The following is a 16,150-nucleotide window of genomic DNA, read 5'->3' as shown; positions in this document are numbered from 1 at the left end:
TAAAGAATTAGAGCCCTGTAGGGGCGATACATCGACAGCCCAAAACAAAAAGACCCTCCAAAAATGCAATTTTTGGAGGGTCTTCTAAATTAAGTCTAACAGCTGCCGCAGGCAGCGGTCTCATATCTAATATCTAACAGCGAAGCGTTCTAACAACTAAAGCGCAGCTTTAGTTGTTCAGCATTACCGGCATTACCAGCATGGTCACATTCTCCCCGTCATCGAGTCCGTCAACGGGAGTGAGGATTCCGGCGCGGTTAGGCAGGCTCATTTCCAGCTGCACCTCATTCGCGTTCAGGTTGGAAAGCATTTCGGTAAGGAAACGCGAGTTGAATCCAATCTGCATATCGTCACCCTGGTAAGAACAAGTCAAACGTTCTTCGGCCTTATTGCTGTAATCCACGTCTTCCGCAGAAATATTTAACTCGGCTCCTGCGATCTTCAGGCGTACCTGGTGTGTCGTTTTATTGGAGAAAATAGAAACCCTTTTTACGGAGCTCAGGAATTGTCCGCGGTCGATCACCAGTTTATTCGGATTCTCTTTCGGAATTACCGCTTCATAGTTCGGGTACTTTCCGTCGATAAGCCGGCAGATAAGTGTAGTATCTTCAAAAGTGAAACGTGCATTGGATTCATTGTATTCGATAAGCACTTCAGAATCTGATCCCGAAAGAATTCCTTTCAGCAGGTTCAAAGGCTTTTTAGGCATGATGAATTCCGCAGTCTGAGACGCAGAAATATCATCCCTTGAATATTTTACAAGTTTATGAGCATCTGTAGCTACAAAGGTAAGATGGTCCGGAGTGAATTGGAAAAACACTCCGCTCATTACGGGCCTTAGGTCGTCATTTCCTGAAGCAAAAATGGTTTTGCTGATAGCGGTTGCCAAAATATCACCCTGAATGGTAGTGCTGCTTGGCTCTTCCAGGTTCACGGCCTTCGGGAATTCTTCGCCCCCGGCATATGCCAGTGCATATTTCCCGTGGTTGGAGCTCAGCTCAATGGTGTTATTGTCCTCTACCACAAAGGTTAGCGGCTGCTCGGGAAAAGTTTTTAAAGTCTCCAGTAAAAGTCGGGCAGGAACAGCGATCTTGCCCTGGGAATCTGATTCTACAGTGAGCTTGGCAGACATTGTTGTCTCCAGGTCAGAAGCAGAAACGGTAAGTTGATCTTGATCTAATTCGAACAGAAAATTGTCCAGGATGGGTAAAGTGTTATTGTTATTGATCACTCCCCCGAGTATTTGTAGCTGTTTCAGCAAATATGTGCTCGATACAATAAATTTCATTGGCTTCGTAATAAGTTAATCTTGATACAAATATATCCTAATCCTTCAAAAACTGCGGGTAAGACGTCTGTTTTTTATTAACAGCAGAATCTCAAAAATACCTTCCAAAAATGTGATTTTTAGCACCTTATATTTTTAAATGCTTCGGAATTGTTAATAAACCCTATGTTTTGCGGAAGCTTAAAGCTCCACTCTTATTTCCTGATGTATTTTCTTTTTCTGAAAATCCCAAACAGCACAGCAAATATACCCAGCAACACAAGCGGAAGTACCAGGTTCACCACCTGCCAAAAGTTTCTGTTTTCTTCAACTTTTTCAAGATCAAGAAAAGCGATCTTCACCTCTTTGCTTCTAATGTTGATAAGCCCGGTATCATCCAGCAGGTAATTCACGGCATTCAGCAGAAACTCTTTATTTCCATAGGTAGTGCCGGTAAAGCGGTCAAAGCCAAGCTCCAGCGGTTCCCCGCGTTGCAACTGATTTTTCCCCACATCGCCGTCGCTAATTACCAGCATTTTTGTAGGTTCGCTTTTGCTTCGGAAATTATTGAGTTCAAAAGGCAACACCCTGTTCTCATAAACAGAAGTAAATTCCCCCTGCAGCAGCACCGCCAGCGGTTGTTCGCCTGCAGTAAAGGCGGCCGGATCCGGCTGGGCATTGATCTCCTTAAGGCTGATTTCCCGCGGCAGGCCTTCAATGGCTGATCGCGGAGAGGAAGCCAATAAAACCGTTTTCTGAATATTATTCTTTAGGGTGTCAATAGGATTGGCGTATTCGAATTTCACTGCCTCCAGATTGTTCACAATAGGATGGGAAGAAGGGGAGGAGGAAAGCGGAAAATAGAACCAGGGATAAGGGTTGAATTCGGTATTGTTCCCGCTGCCGCTGGCCAGCACAATGGGAGCCGAATAAAGATCTGTCACCAACGCCGGATTTATCCTTATCCCGTACTTGAAAAAGTAATCTCCCAGGTTCAAGTCCCGCGGCAGGGCAAATGCACTACCTGTGGGCGTGAAAAGACTGTCGGTTTCCATTGCCGAATTTTCCAGCAGCCATAGCTGTTTCCCGCCACTCATGAGATACTGGTCCAGCACGAGTTTTTCGGCCTCGGTATAAGCTTCGGTAGGCTTAGCTTCAATGAGCAGGTCGTATTCCTTAAGCTGCTCGAGGGTTCCCGTGGAATCTACAGCTACGGAATCCAGGGTGAAGGGCGCTATAAAGTAATATTCCTGAATACTTTTAATAAAATCGGCTATATACCTGTCTTCGAGTTCGCCGTTACCCCGCATTACCGCCACCTTCTTTTTCCGTGGCTCCAGCAGTCTTTTAAAGGCGTCTGTAAAGGCATATTCCAGCTGCTGCACCGAACTCGCCACGCGCTGCTCTGTGGTAGCGCCCAACTGATTCTTTAACAGCGGAACAGCAACAGTTTTATTCCCGTAATTGGCCATAGCCCAGGGAAAAACGATAGCTTCACTGGTACGGCCATTCTCCACCACGTTGATACGCGCCGGTGTCATCCCCATCTCGTAGAATTGAGTCGCAATGGTATTGGCATCGCCCCCTTCCTCCAATGGATCTGTAAACCTGAATTTCACCTGCGGGTTCACGGCTGCGAACTCCTCCAGCAGCTGCCTGGTTTCTGTTTGAAGTCTGCGGAATTCAGGAGGAAATTCCCCTTCCAGGAAGATGTCGATGATCAGCGGAGCTTCAGCTTTTGATACGAGCTCTTCTGAAGCTTCAGAAAGGGTATAACGCTTATCGGCCGTGAGATCAAATCTTCCGAAGAAATAATAGGAAATAACATTGACAGCAATAATACCGGCCAGTACGACTAAGACCTGCTTAAAATAGGATTTTTGAGGTCTCATGCTTTTACCGATTTTTTGGAGATGAGACTTAGGTTTGTCAGCGCCAGAAAAAGGAAAATAAAGCTGAGGAAATATATTGTATCCCGGGTGTCGATGATCCCGCGGCTAATGCTTTCATAGTGGGCGTTGATGCCAAGATCTTCAATACCAAAGGCTCCGCCGTTAAAAAGGTTAAGATTGGCAAGTGCTTCAAAGGCGAAATAGGCGATAAAGCAAAGAAAGACTGCAAGAATGAAGGATACGATCTGGTTTGGGGAAAGAATAGAGGCGAAGATCCCGATGGCTGCATAACAGGCGCCAAGAAATATAAGTCCAAAATAGGAACCAATGATCACCCCGCTGTCAGGATTATTTCCTGCAGCACCCAGCTTCCAGATCGCCACCACATACAGCAGCGTCGGTAAAAGCGCGAGGAGGACCAGGAACAAAGCTCCAAAATATTTTCCCAGTACCAGTTGCACAGTAGATAAAGGTTTAGTGAGCAGCAGCTCCAACGTTCCCTGTCTAATTTCTTCGGAAAAGCTCTTCATGGTAATCGCCGGAATGAGGAACAGGAAGATCCAGGGCGCCAGGGTAAAGAACGGCTCCAGGCTGGCAAAGCCGCTGTCTAAAATATTATACTCGCCCTTAAAAACCCAAAGGAACAAGCCGTTGATCACCAGAAATAACCCGATGACCAGGTAGCCAATGGGTGAAGCAAAAAATGAATTGATCTCTTTTCTAAATACTGCTATCAAAACTGTATAATGTATATTGAATCTTGTATAATGTTTTTAAGCACCAGGCACCAAGCACCAAGCACCAAATTCCAAGCACCAAATTCCAAGCACCAAGCACCAAGCACCAAGCACCAAGTACCAAGCACCAAGCACCAAATTCCAAGCACCAAATTCCAAGCACTAAGCACTATATTTTAATAGAGGACAGCGCGGATTTTATTTCCAATTAACCATTCCCTAATCCCCAATTTACCGGTTACAACTGCCAACTAATTACTGCGGACTGCCAACTGATTCCGAAGACCAAATCCTATCCACACTCCACGCCTCCGGTTTCCCGGAAAACATCTGCTTCGTCTCGCTCCATACCTCTTCAAAAAGGGCAGAATTACGATAGTTTTCCAGCGCATCCTCGTCGTGCCAATAACTGTACGTGAAAAAGATATTTTTATTGTTCTTTTCCCTGTACAGCTCCAGATGCTCACAGCCTTTAAATCCTCTTATCTTCTCTTTATTCCTTTGAAACAACTCCTGAAAAGCCTCCGTTTTGGAAGGTTCAAAAGTCATTTTCACAATTCGTATTAACATTATTCAATTTTCAATAAATAATTAAAAATAAACGAGCCATTTTCACTGTCACCTCTCCTGGTTCTTTTTTTAACCTGCGACCTGCAACCGGCAACTGAAAAATCCTGCAACTTGTAACCTGCAACTTTTTATTATTTCTGGCTCCAGACTCTGGACTTTATCTCAATACTCAATTCTCAGTACTCAATACTAACCAAAATTCACCGTCACCGTATCCCTGTATTCGAGTCCGAAGAGGCTCGCAGCGCTACCCACAGTGCTGGGATTACTTTTATAGATGGCCAGTTCGATATATCCGCCCGAATTAAAGATAGCCAGTTTCTTTCCGTCTTCCCGGCTAATCACTTCACTATCAAAATTAATGGCTTCACTGTAGGTGCTGTAGATCTCACTAAAAGTGGCGGTACGTGCCTGCATGGTAAATTTTCTGCCTTTGCCTACCTTATCAAACAGCTTCCTGGAAATATTGGTGACCACATTTCCATAGTTGTCTATAAAGATCACGTTCCCTTTGATCTGGTTTCGATCTGAATTTATCAGCGGCTCCATCTCTTTGAGCTGTTTCACTTCGGGAATAAGTTTCCCAATGACTTCCAGGGTACCACCGCGGGCGAGATGTCCTGCTACCTTTACAAATACATCAAGAACAGGAAAATTGCTTTGCACCTTATCATGAATATTGATCTCCACGATCTTTTCAGGAACATATTCCGACGCAATGAGGGAGAGAATTCCGTTGTTGGCACAGATAAAGTAATGCCCGTCCAGCTTTAGGGCGATATGTTTATTTTCAGGAGTTAGTTCAGAATCAACACCAATGATATGAATACTGCCTTCGGGAAAACTCTTATAGGCGTTTTTTATGATGTAGGAAGCTTCTGTAATATGAAATGGAGCAATTGAATGTGAAATGTCTACAATCTTTGCCGAAGGTAATTCGGTATAGATCGCTCCTTTAACTGCCCCTGCAAAATGATCTTTTTCCCCAAAATCTGTCGTTAAGGTAATTATGGCCATGGGCAATTTCTAATAATATTTTTCCTAACTTAAACCTTTAATTATTTAAGTTTGTAATGCAAATCTAAAGATAATAAAGACATTTTTTAAATTTAATCCAACCGCTTTTGAACGAACTTATCATTGAACTTTCGGAAATAAGTCCGAGGGATTTTTTTGGAGAACAAAATTCACATATCGAGCTTTTAAAAAGCTATTTTCCGAAGCTTAAAATTGTGGCAAGAGGCAATAAACTTCGCATCTATGGTGACGAGGAAATGCTTGAAGAATTCGACAGAAGGTTCAATATGTTGATAGACCACTACGGGAAGTTCAACAGGCTTGATGAAAATGCTATCGAAAGGGTACTTACCAGTCAAAGCAAGGAGGAATACGACACCTCAAATGAAAGCGGAGAGGTGCTGGTGCATGGGGTAAGCGGCAGGATGATCAAACCTCAAACCGCAAACCAACGCAGGCTTGTGGAGCTGATGAAGAAAAATGACATGGTCTTCGCCATTGGCCCTGCCGGAACTGGAAAGACATACACGGGAGTAGCCCTTGCTGTTAAGGCTTTGAAGGAAAAGCAGGTAAAAAGGATCATTCTTACCCGTCCCGCAGTGGAAGCAGGGGAGAACCTCGGATTTTTACCGGGGGACCTGAAAGAAAAGCTGGATCCTTACATGCAGCCTTTGTATGACGCGTTGCGCGATATGATTCCCCATGAAAAGCTGGAAAGCTATATAGAAAAAGGAGTAATTCAAATTGCACCTCTTGCCTTTATGCGTGGGCGTACCTTAGATCATGCTTTCGTGATCCTGGATGAAGCGCAGAATACCACGCACGCACAGATGAAGATGTTCCTTACCCGAATGGGAAAGAGCGCCAAATTCATGGTGACCGGTGACCCCGGCCAGATCGACCTTCCAAAAAGGGTGATTTCCGGTCTTAAAGAGGCCATCCTTGTGTTACAGGATGTGGAGGGGGTTGGTATCATCCATCTGGATGATAAGGATGTCATTCGTCACAAGCTTGTGAAAAAGATCATCGCCGCCTACAAACGAATAGAGAACGCCGAATAAAACTGACATTTTTGAGACCCCGCACGTGTGGGGTTTTCATTTACAATAACTTATATTTCATGAATACCATTACCGCTACCAATTTTAGTTTTCCGGGTCAGAAGTCCGTATATAAAGGAAAAGTCCGCGATGTTTACACACTTGAAGATGACCGGTTGGTTATGATAGTGACAGACAGGCTATCGGCTTTTGATGTGGTCATGCCGAAAGGTATCCCGTATAAGGGACAGATCCTGAATCAGCTGGCCACAAAAATGATGAAAGCTACAGAAGATCTCGTACCTAACTGGTTACAGGCCACTCCCGATCCCAATGTGGCAATAGGACTAAAATGCGAGCCTTTTAAAGTGGAAATGGTGATTCGCGGATATTTAACGGGACATGCCGCCAGGGAATACGCCAGCGGAAAACGCAGCCTCTGTGGAGTTCATATGCCCGAAGGCATGAAAGAAAATGAAGCTTTTGCGGCACCCATCATCACACCGACAACAAAAGCTGCTTCCGGGGAACACGACATGGATATTTCCCGGGACGAGATCCTTGAAAAAGGAATTGTTTCTGAAGAAGATTACACCAGCCTTGAACTCTACACCCAACAGTTGTTCCTTCGCGGAACTCAGTTGGCGAAAGAAAACGGCCTTATCCTGGTCGATACCAAATACGAATTTGGAAAAACCGCGGAAGGAAAGATCGTCCTTATCGACGAGATCCATACGCCGGATTCCTCCCGGTATTTTTATGCTGAAGGTTACGAGGATCGCCTGGCCAACGGAGAGCCGCAAAAACAGCTCTCAAAGGAATTTGTGAGGCAGTGGCTTATACAAAATGGCTTTCAAGGGAAAGAAGGACAGCAGATCCCGGAAATGAGTGATGAATATATCCAATCCGTTTCTGATCGCTATATTGAGCTTTACGAACAGATCACAGGGGAAGAATTCATTAAAGCGGACATTACCAACATCGAGGACAGGATCGAGCGGAATGTTTATGATTATCTGAATAAATAGGATTGAGTATTGAGTATTGAGTATTGAGAAGTGGTCGAGGACTGACATTTATAATGATTTCTCATTGCTATACTTAATTTTCTCTGTATTTATATTGTCAGGCTGAGCTGTTTTCACGGCCGGCAGGGCGTGGAAATATGGTCGAAGCCTTTAGGTAAAGATATATCTCTGACTTAGTCCAACTTCTTTGTGCTCTTAATTTTTCCTTAGTGAACTTCGTGTGAAATCTATCGGAAATAAACCCCATCTCTTATCCGTTTCCCGCTGATCCCGCTGATTTGCGCAGAAAAAGTTCTCTGGCTGAGCTTTTTTTGCAACCGGAAGAGCGCGGAAAAATGATCTAAACTTTTCTTTTGGATAGTTGTCAGGCTGAGCTTTTTCTGCAACCGGGAGGGCGCAGAAAAATGGTCGAAGCCGGTTTTGAAGTGAGCGACTTCAAATTTAAACTTGCTTTGTGCGCTTAATTTTTTCCTTAGAGAACTTTGTGTGAAAAAAGTTAGGAAGTATTGCACTCATCGGTTTCCCGCTGATTTGCGCAGAAAGAGTTGTCTGGCTGAGCTTTTTTTGCAACCGGGAGCGCGCGAAAAATGATCTAAGCCTTTCTTTTGGAGAATTGTCAGGCTGAGCTTTTTCTGCAACCGGGAGGGCGTGGAAATATGGTCGAAGCCTTTAGGTAAAGATATATCTCTGACTTAGTCCAACTTCTTTGTGCTCTTAATTTTTCCTTAGTGAACTTCGTGTGAAATCTATCGGAAATAAACCCCATCTCTCATCGGTTTCCCGCTGATCCTGCTGATTTGCGTAGAAAGATTTGTCTGGCTGAGCTTTTTTTTTCAACCGGAAGAGCGCGGAAAAATGATCTAAGCCTTGCTTGTGGAGAGTTGTCAGGCTGAGCTTTTTCTGCAACCGGGAGGGCGCGGAAAAATGGTCGAAGCCGGTTTTAAAGGGAGCGACTTCAAATTTTAACTACTTTGTGCGCTTAATGTTTTCCTTAGAAGACCTTGTGTGAAAAAAGATAGGAAGTATTGCACTCATCGGTTTCCCGCTGATTTGCGCAGAAAAAGTTGTCTGGCTGAGCTTTTTTTGCAACCGGGAGCGCGCGGAAAAATGATCTCGGCCCTGCTTGTGGAGAGTTGTCAGGCTGAGCTTTTTCTGCAACCGGGAGGGCGCAGAAAAATGGTCGAAGCCGGTTTTGACTACTACAACTGACCACTGAATACCGACCACTGATCACTACTTCGTCCTTCTAATCTCGTACTTCTCCTTTCATTTCACTTCCAGCACCAGCAAGTAATCCGGTCCGCCGGAAAGGGGATAACCTTCGATCTTTTCTGCAACTATGGTGACTTCTTCATTTAAGTAATCATCGAGCTCAATTGCTTCACTTTTAAGAGCATAATATTCGTCATCGGCGGTAGTGATAGTATGAGTTCCATATTGGTAGGAAGTCATTCCCTGTTGCTCGATGGTACCGGTGATTTCCATTCTTTCGCTGTTAACTTCAGTAGTATTAGTATTTGGTGTTTCAGAGGTATTGTTGCAGGTCTGCGCAGAGATGAGCAGCAGGAAGGCAACAAAGGAATTCAGTAGTAATTTCATAGCATTGGGTTTAATTAATCTTCAAATCTTCTTAAACGGTTTTCAAGCTGGCGGACCTCATTTTGTAGCCGGGATACCTTTTCAAGCAAATGATTGATGGCATCTATTCCCTGCATGTTGATCTCAAGGTCATAATGTAGACGCAGCATTCGCTCCAGATCCCTTATTTGCTCCTGCTCCACATATTCGTCTTCTTCGATCACAATTGTTTGCAGCAGGCCGTGTTCTGTAAGAGAATGTATAAAAGAGATTTCGACCTGGTGACAGTTGCAGAATTCTATTATTGAGATATATCGATCATCCATTTCCCCTGAGTTTTTTAAGTTCCTGTAAAAGTTCTTTTTCCCGGGCGCTAAGGTGGGTTGGGATCTTTAGTTTATAGGTGATATAAAGGTCTCCGTAATGACCTTCCTTCTTGTAGACCGGAAATCCCTTTCCTTTAAGCTTTACTGTGGTGTCATTTTGAGTTTCGGGCTTGATCTTTAGTTTAGCTTTCCCATCGAAAGTATCCACTGTGATCTCTCCTCCCAGGGCAGCAGTAAATATATCCAGATCAACATCCTTATAAAGATCCTTGCCGTCCCGTTTAAAGGAAGTATCGTTTTTAATGGCAAAAGTGATAAAAAGATCCCCGGCAGGTCCTCCATTCATTCCCTCCCCGCCATAGCCTTTTATTTTAATAGTTTGCCCGTTCTCCACACCGGCCGGAATGGTTAGCCGGATATTTTTTCCATTGACGGTAATGGTCTGCTTTTGGGTTTTATAAATGTCTGAAAGGTTCAGGTGCAATTCGGCATTATAGTCGGGGCCCTGAAAACGAGTTGTTCTGCGTCGGCTTCCGGAGGTTCTTCCCCCACCAAACATGGATTCGAAAAATTCAGAAAAATCCCCCTGTTCAAATCCGCCGCCGCTAAAACCTTCTGCACCTCCAAATCCGCCGCCCGAATACTGACGCTGATACTGTTGCTGTTGTGCTTTCTGTTTTTCAAATTCTTCGGCATGTTGCCAGTCTTTCCCGTACTGGTCATATTTTTTTCTTTTTTCCGGATCAATCAGAACCTCATGGGCTTCATTGATCTGCTGAAATTTCTTTTGTGCTTCAGCATCTTTGGGGTTAAGATCGGGATGATATTTCCGGGCAAGTTTGCGGTAGGCTTTTTTAATGTCACTCTGGGTGGCATTTTTATCAAGCTCCAAAACCTTGTAGTAATCTATAAATTGCATTGGGTTTATAGCATTTTTGAAAAGCGTAGACTAAAGATACATATTTTTCAGCAAGGCATTTTACACCTAAAAGGGTTAAATGTTTCCCATAACTTTTATTTCTTCGGAAGAGTTTATGAAATAAGATTTTGAATATTAAGGCTGTAGCAATATTTGTTTTTGAAGCTGCTTTTCCTAAATTTAGAATATGGAAAATCTTAAGATACGCAGCTTCGCAGAATACAAGAAGGCATACAAAAAAAGTGTTCAGGATCCTGAAGCTTTTTGGTCTGAAATTGCCAATACTTTTACCTGGCAAAAAAAGTGGGATAAGACCCTGGAATGGGACTTTAGGAAACCCGAGGTGAAATGGTTCCAGGGGGGGCAGATCAATATTACCGAGAACTGTCTGGACAGGCACCTGAAAAAACTGGGGAACAAGACCGCCATCATCTGGGAACCCAATGATCCCGATGAAGAATCCCGTTACATTACCTATCGTCAACTTTTTGTAAAAGTGTGTCGCTTCGCCAATGTGCTGCGGAACAACGGCATCAAAAAAGGGGATAAGGTATGCATCTATATGCCCATGATCCCCGAACTTGCTATTGCCATGCTTGCCTGTGCGAGGATTGGAGCAGTACATTCCATAGTCTTTGCAGGTTTTTCCAGCTCTGCCATTGCACGACGCATCAATGATTCCGAATGTAAGATGCTCATTACTGCAAATGAGGTATACAGAGGTTCCAAAAAGGTGAATTTAAAGGAGATCTGTGATAAGGCTTTGGAAGAAACACCATCCATAGAAAAAGTGATCGTCTATCGCCGTACTGTGGAACCCACCAACATGGTGGAAGGCAGGGACAGTTTCTGGTTCGATGAATTGCAAAAGGCATCACAGGATTGTGAGGCAGAGATCATGGATGCAGAAGATATGCTCTTCATTCTTTATACTTCAGGTTCTACCGGAAAACCTAAAGGTATGGTGCATACTGTAGGAGGTTACACAGTAGGAACTACTTATACTTTCGCAAATGTCTTTCAGCTGGAAAAGGATGACGTGTACTGGTGTACTGCAGATATTGGCTGGATCACCGGGCACTCCTATATTATATATGGTCCCTTGGCTGCAGGTGCTACCACGGTCATGTTTGAAGGTATTCCCAGTTATCCTGACTACGGAAGGTTTTGGGAAATTGTGGATAAACTAAATGTCACCCATTTCTATACTGCCCCAACAGCTATCCGTTCCCTTGCCAAACAACCTCTGAAGTTTGTTGAACAACATGATCTTTCGTCCCTAAAAGTATTGGGTAGTGTAGGGGAGCCTATCAATGAAGAGGCATGGCACTGGTATAATGATAATATTGGAAAAGGAAATTGTCCTATAGTTGATACCTGGTGGCAAACTGAAACCGGAGGGATCATGATCTCCCCCCTTGCAGGGATCACCCCCACCAGACCCACTTTTGCGACTTTACCGCTTCCCGGGGTGCAGCCCGCTCTCATGGATGAAACCGGAAACGAGATCAAAGAACTCAATGCCGATGGCAGGCTCGCTATCAAATTCCCGTGGCCCTCAATTGCCCGTACTATTTATGGGGACCATCAAAGATATAAGGAGGTCTATTTTTCAGCTTTTGAAAACATGTATTTTACCGGTGATGGTGCCTATCGCGATGCAACCGGAAATTACCGAATAACCGGAAGAGTGGATGATATTGTAATAGTTTCGGGTCACAATTTGGGGACTGCCACCATTGAAAATGCAATTGATGAACATGAAGGGGTAGTAGAGTCTGCTGTTGTTGGATTCCCGCACGATGTTAAAGGAAATGCCCTTTATGCTTATGTCATTCTGTATAATGATGTGGAACCATCAGATAAACTCATAAAGGAAATCAAGGATTTAGTGGCGAATACCGTAGGACCCATTGCCAAGCCGGACAAGATACAGTTCGTGAACGGACTACCAAAGACACGCAGCGGAAAGATCATGAGAAGAATTCTGCGGAAAATTGCCTCCAACGACACCGGAAATCTGGGAGACACGTCAACCCTGCTCAATCCTGAAATTGTAGATGAAATTATGGCTGAAGCCAAAAATATATAGCTATCTAACTGTATCAAGACAAAACTTAACTCCGGTCAGACAAGTTCAGGCCGGAGTTTTTTTTCTTTAAACCCGCAACCTGCAACCTGCAACCCTAACCAGCAACCCCACAAATCTACTTCTGAACTTTCTTCTCTTCGAGCTCTATCTCGTAATCCCCGAGCATCTCCAGCAGGATCTCTTCAGTCTGAGAAAGATTGGGTTTGGTGGTGCGTTTTCTTTCCACTTTTTCAAAATAAGGCACAATTCCTCCTGATTCGTATAACTGCACTACATGCGGATGTACATAGTAGCTTCTGCAAACACTTCGGGTATTTCCCAAAGCTTCCGCAGCAGTGTCATAGGCTTGCAGTATATTCGATTTGTTTTCTTTTTCGGGTTCGACGTAACCTATTTCCATAAGGGTTTCAAAGAAAATCTTCGTCGCGCTCCAGGTTCTGAAATCCTTTGCCGAAAATAATGCCCCGCTTACTTCCTGTATATACTGGTTCACCATGCCGCTGTCAATGCTCCTTTTCGTGCCTTCCTCATCATAATATTTAAAAACTTCCCATCCCGGAATTTCTTCACACTTATTGACCAGCTTGATCAATTTCTTATCCTGTACAGAAACGGTGTGCTCAATTCCTTTTTTACCGGTGAAATTGAATTTCATTTTTCCGCGGGAGATCTGCACGTGGCGACTCCTTAATGTTGAAAGGCCGTAGGACTTATTCTGTTTTGCGTAAGCATCGTTTCCGATTCTAATATGTGTTTCTTCCATAAGCCTTACTACCAGGGCCAGAACTTTTCTTTGTGGCATTCCCCGCAGGTCCAGATCTTCATCTACCCGCGCCCTGATTTTTGGTAGAACTTTTCCGAAGGCATGAAGTTTATAGAATTTGGTGAGATTCCTGAATTTAGTCCAGTCGGGATGATACATATACTGCTTCCGGCTTTTTGCGTCGAGGCCAACTACCTGTAAATGGCCGTTGGAGTAGGGGCAGATCTTTACCTTTTCCCACGCGGGAGGAATAACCAGTTTTTTGATCCTTTCCAGTTCCTCTTTATTCTGAAGCGGCTCTCCGTCTTTAAAATATTGATATCCTTTACCCCTTTTCCGGCGCATGATGCAAAGATCATTTTCAGAAACATATTGAAGATTTGCTTTTTCGGCAGCAAGATCGGGGTTGGAAATTAAGGAAGTAACTTCTTCAGAAGTAAGTACCATAGAATTTTTTTTCTAAATATAACCTGCAAAGACCTATGGCATTTCTAATTAAATGTGAAAATTCTGAAATAAAAAAAGCCTCCCAAATTAAGGAGGCTCTAAAATGTCATTTTTGCTTTCTATTCAAAATAGCTGAAGGTATCACCATCTTTTAACTGCAGCAGGCTTTCATAGATCAACCTTATCACGTTCTCCACATCATCGCGGTGCACCATTTCCACAGTGGTATGCATGTACCTTAGTGGTAAAGAGATAAGTGCAGAAGCTACGCCGCCATTGCTATAGGCAAAAGCATCGGTATCTGTCCCGGTCATTCTGGAAGATGCCATCCGTTGAAAAGGAATGTCTTTGTCTTCAGCAGTCTTGATAAGCAGATTTCTTAGTTTGTTCTGAACCGCCGGAGCGTAAGAGATCACCGGACCTTCTCCAATTTTGGTATACCCGTTGGTCTTTTTCTCGATCATGGGAGTCGTGGTGTCATGAGTAACATCGGTCACTATCGCTACATTAGGTTTAATGCGATGTGTGATCATCTCGGCTCCTCTAAGGCCTATTTCTTCCTGAACCGAATTGGTGATATAAAGACCAAAAGGCAATTTCTTTTTGTTCTCTTTTAGCATCCGTGCGACTTCGGCGATCATAAATCCACCAATTCTGTTGTCGAGGGCCCTACTTACGAATTTGTTTTTATTCAGAATAAAAAATTCATCGGGATAAGTGATCACACAGCCCACATGAACTCCAAGTGCTTCAACTTCGGCTTTAGTAGAGCAGCCAACATCTATCGAAATATTGTCCAACTTAGGCGCCTGTTCCTTTTCCTTATCGCGGGTGTGGATAGCGGGCCATCCAAAAACCCCTTTTACGATCCCGTTCTTTGTATGGATATGCACCCTTTTTGATGCGGCGATCTGGTGATCGCTACCTCCATTTCTAATCACGTAGATGAGCCCGTCATCAGTAATATAATTTACGTACCAGGAGATCTCATCGGCATGTCCTTCTATGACTACTTTATATTTGGCTTTGGGATTTATGACTCCTACAGCAGTCCCGTAGGTATCGGTGATGAATTCGTCTACATAAGGTTCTATGTATTTCATCCAGAGTTTTTGACCCTCCCATTCATAGCCCGTAGGGGCTGCGTTATTTAAATATTTCTCTAAAAAATTTATTGATTTTTCGTTGAGTATTTTTTCCTGAACCATTTATAAAACTTTTGCACGAATTTAATAAGAATTAGAGAGCTGACAATTTATAGATAATGTAATTTTGGAATGATTTTCGCGTCACAACCTAAAAAAATAATTTGAAGAAAATATTTTTCTTTTTGCTGGCCATGATTACTGTTCCTGTTGTTGCCCAGGTAAAGGAACCTGTGGAAGATACGCTGGAATATTACTATTATATAATAGAAGGAGATACTATTGCCCGAAGCCATATCGATCTTGACGAGGTGTTGATCCTGGGAAGGTTGAAATTTGATAATGATCTGGAAAGGAGAAAATATCTCATTCTGCGTCGTAAAACATTGAAAGTCTATCCCTATGCCAAGTTAGCGTCAGATAGGCTGGTAGAGTTGAACGACCGGTTGGGACAGATCAAATCCCGCCGCGACCGTAAGCGATATACTAAGATCGTCCAGAATTATATCGAAAATGAATTTTCGGCAGAACTTAAAAAACTTACCCGTACGGAAGGGCAGATCCTTGTTAAACTTATTCACCGCCAAACAGGAACCACTACCTTTGACCTGGTTAAAGATCTAAAGAGCGGCTGGAGAGCTTTTTGGTACAATACTACCGCGAGCATGTTTGATATTTCGTTGAAAGAAGAATTTAATCCCGCAGGCAACCAGGAAGATTATTTAATAGAAGACATTCTACAAAGGGCCTTCCAGAGCAGGCAATTGGAAAAACAGCCCTCTGCACTGGATTTTGATTTTCTGGAATTGACAGATAAATGGTCTTCTCCAAAAAAGTCCGATAGAAAATCTTAGAACTTTTTGGGCGTTCCCCCGCCATAGCCTCCGGCGTAGATGGGGTCGGGCTATCCGCTATAGTTTTAAAGCGCCATAAATTGCAGCGCTTTAAAAGCTGCCGCTGCTATCCCTAACGCTTTTTATTCAGGGTTCAAAATTCAGAATTCAAAATTGCTTTTGTGAACCTTCACTTACTATAGTTGAAGGCTGTAAGCCTTCAATAATGGAGCCCGGGGCAGCGCCCCGGGAGAAAGTACAGCAAGTAAACCAGCCTGTAAGGCTGGCACAAAGAAAGAAGATGTGGCATTCTCATCTAACCCTTTCAAGGTTTGGAACCCTGAAAGGGTTAAAAAAAGATACCTTCAAAAATGTCATTTTCAGCACCTTAATTCCGTGGTTTTCAAAAATGTCAAAAAAAGCTTAAAATATTTTTTGCAGAAGCTTGCAGAAGTTGAATTCGGTTGTATATTTGCAGCCGCTTTGAGAGAGAGTG

Annotated in this window: 14 protein-coding genes; 4 read left to right on the top strand and 10 right to left on the bottom strand. The window is 43.5% G+C overall.

Annotation, left to right across the window (positions count from 1 at the left end; all coding sequences use genetic code 11):
- Nucleotides 1-169 precede the first annotated feature (169 nt).
- The 5 genes from dnaN to CRO16_RS15530 form a co-directional block, all read right to left on the bottom strand.
- A complete protein-coding gene (dnaN, locus tag CRO16_RS15555; protein WP_097057333.1) occupies nt 170-1,288 on the bottom strand; it encodes a DNA polymerase III subunit beta in 1,119 nt (372 codons plus the stop codon).
- Nucleotides 1,289-1,482: 194 nt separating this feature from the next.
- Nucleotides 1,483-3,159: a gliding motility-associated ABC transporter substrate-binding protein GldG gene (gldG, locus tag CRO16_RS15550; protein WP_097057332.1), complete on the bottom strand. Its 1,677-nt coding sequence runs from the start codon at nt 3,157-3,159 to the stop codon at nt 1,483-1,485.
- Entirely contained in the window at nt 3,156-3,896 is a 741-nt protein-coding gene (gldF, locus tag CRO16_RS15545) for a gliding motility-associated ABC transporter permease subunit GldF (RefSeq protein WP_097057331.1), read from the bottom strand. The genes gldG and gldF overlap by 4 nt, the downstream gene beginning before the upstream one ends.
- 255 nt (nt 3,897-4,151) lie before the next feature.
- Entirely contained in the window at nt 4,152-4,466 is a 315-nt protein-coding gene (locus CRO16_RS15535) for a putative quinol monooxygenase (RefSeq protein WP_097057329.1), read from the bottom strand.
- A 189-nt stretch (nt 4,467-4,655) separates the two neighbouring features.
- Complete coding sequence (locus CRO16_RS15530; protein WP_097057328.1) at nt 4,656-5,483, bottom strand: SAM hydrolase/SAM-dependent halogenase family protein; 828 nt, start codon at nt 5,481-5,483, stop codon at nt 4,656-4,658.
- 107 nt (nt 5,484-5,590) lie between these two features.
- On the opposite strand from CRO16_RS15530, the gene CRO16_RS15525 reads away from it, so the two are divergent.
- Both CRO16_RS15525 and CRO16_RS15520 read left to right on the top strand, forming a co-directional pair.
- The gene (locus CRO16_RS15525) at nt 5,591-6,544 is read left to right on the top strand and encodes a PhoH family protein (protein WP_097057327.1); all 954 of its coding nucleotides are present in this window, start codon (nt 5,591-5,593) and stop codon (nt 6,542-6,544) included.
- 59 nt (nt 6,545-6,603) lie between these two features.
- Nucleotides 6,604-7,551 carry a phosphoribosylaminoimidazolesuccinocarboxamide synthase gene (locus CRO16_RS15520; protein WP_097057326.1) on the top strand — a complete coding sequence of 316 codons (948 nt, stop codon included), beginning with the start codon at nt 6,604-6,606 and terminating at the stop codon, nt 7,549-7,551.
- A gap of 1,266 nt (nt 7,552-8,817) precedes the next feature.
- Here CRO16_RS15520 and CRO16_RS15500 read toward each other — a convergent pair.
- From CRO16_RS15500 to CRO16_RS15490, 3 genes are read right to left on the bottom strand one after another with little or no spacing between them, the layout of a single operon-like run.
- Nucleotides 8,818-9,150: a hypothetical protein gene (locus CRO16_RS15500; protein ID WP_097057322.1), complete on the bottom strand. Its 333-nt coding sequence runs from the start codon at nt 9,148-9,150 to the stop codon at nt 8,818-8,820.
- Nucleotides 9,151-9,164: 14 nt separating this feature from the next.
- Entirely contained in the window at nt 9,165-9,455 is a 291-nt protein-coding gene (locus CRO16_RS15495) for a chaperone modulator CbpM (RefSeq protein WP_097057321.1), read from the bottom strand.
- A complete protein-coding gene (locus CRO16_RS15490; protein WP_097057320.1) occupies nt 9,448-10,374 on the bottom strand; it encodes a DnaJ C-terminal domain-containing protein in 927 nt (308 codons plus the stop codon). Before CRO16_RS15490 ends, CRO16_RS15495 begins: the two co-directional genes overlap by 8 nt.
- A 187-nt stretch (nt 10,375-10,561) precedes the next feature.
- Between CRO16_RS15490 and acs the strand changes: the two genes are divergently transcribed.
- Nucleotides 10,562-12,466: an acetate--CoA ligase gene (gene acs / locus CRO16_RS15485; RefSeq protein WP_097057319.1), complete on the top strand. Its 1,905-nt coding sequence runs from the start codon at nt 10,562-10,564 to the stop codon at nt 12,464-12,466.
- Nucleotides 12,467-12,581: 115 nt separating this feature from the next.
- Here acs and CRO16_RS15480 read toward each other — a convergent pair whose 3' ends face one another.
- Together CRO16_RS15480 and CRO16_RS15475 are read right to left on the bottom strand one after the other, a co-directional pair.
- A complete protein-coding gene (locus tag CRO16_RS15480; RefSeq protein ID WP_097057318.1) occupies nt 12,582-13,676 on the bottom strand; it encodes a DNA topoisomerase IB in 1,095 nt (364 codons plus the stop codon).
- 119 nt (nt 13,677-13,795) lie between these two features.
- The gene (locus CRO16_RS15475; RefSeq protein WP_097057317.1) at nt 13,796-14,884 is read right to left on the bottom strand and encodes a M42 family metallopeptidase; all 1,089 of its coding nucleotides are present in this window, start codon (nt 14,882-14,884) and stop codon (nt 13,796-13,798) included.
- Nucleotides 14,885-15,015: 131 nt separating this feature from the next.
- On the opposite strand from CRO16_RS15475, the gene CRO16_RS15470 reads away from it, so the two are divergent.
- Complete coding sequence (locus tag CRO16_RS15470) at nt 15,016-15,675, top strand: DUF4294 domain-containing protein (protein ID WP_097057415.1); 660 nt, start codon at nt 15,016-15,018, stop codon at nt 15,673-15,675.
- The last annotated feature ends 475 nt before the right edge of the window (nt 15,676-16,150 follow it).

It is taken from the genome of Salinimicrobium sediminis (assembly GCF_900215295.1).
Taxonomy (GTDB): domain Bacteria; phylum Bacteroidota; class Bacteroidia; order Flavobacteriales; family Flavobacteriaceae; genus Salinimicrobium; species Salinimicrobium sediminis.
The sequence above is the reverse complement of the archived record's forward strand: the minus strand, read 5'-3'. Positions and strand labels throughout refer to the sequence as shown.

Coding starts and splice junctions, on each gene's coding strand:
- dnaN (WP_097057333.1), bottom strand. CDS start 1,288: ATGAAATTTATTGTATCGAGCACATATTTGCTGAAACAGCTACAAATA.
- gldG (WP_097057332.1), bottom strand. CDS start 3,159: ATGAGACCTCAAAAATCCTATTTTAAGCAGGTCTTAGTCGTACTGGCC.
- CRO16_RS15535 (WP_097057329.1), bottom strand. CDS start 4,466: ATGTTAATACGAATTGTGAAAATGACTTTTGAACCTTCCAAAACGGAG.
- CRO16_RS15530 (WP_097057328.1), bottom strand. CDS start 5,483: ATGGCCATAATTACCTTAACGACAGATTTTGGGGAAAAAGATCATTTT.
- CRO16_RS15520 (WP_097057326.1), top strand. CDS start 6,604: ATGAATACCATTACCGCTACCAATTTTAGTTTTCCGGGTCAGAAGTCC.
- CRO16_RS15500 (WP_097057322.1), bottom strand. CDS start 9,150: ATGAAATTACTACTGAATTCCTTTGTTGCCTTCCTGCTGCTCATCTCT.
- CRO16_RS15495 (WP_097057321.1), bottom strand. CDS start 9,455: ATGGATGATCGATATATCTCAATAATAGAATTCTGCAACTGTCACCAG.
- CRO16_RS15490 (WP_097057320.1), bottom strand. CDS start 10,374: ATGCAATTTATAGATTACTACAAGGTTTTGGAGCTTGATAAAAATGCC.
- acs (WP_097057319.1), top strand. CDS start 10,562: ATGGAAAATCTTAAGATACGCAGCTTCGCAGAATACAAGAAGGCATAC.
- CRO16_RS15480 (WP_097057318.1), bottom strand. CDS start 13,676: ATGGTACTTACTTCTGAAGAAGTTACTTCCTTAATTTCCAACCCCGAT.
- CRO16_RS15475 (WP_097057317.1), bottom strand. CDS start 14,884: ATGGTTCAGGAAAAAATACTCAACGAAAAATCAATAAATTTTTTAGAG.
- CRO16_RS15470 (WP_097057415.1), top strand. CDS start 15,016: ATGATTACTGTTCCTGTTGTTGCCCAGGTAAAGGAACCTGTGGAAGAT.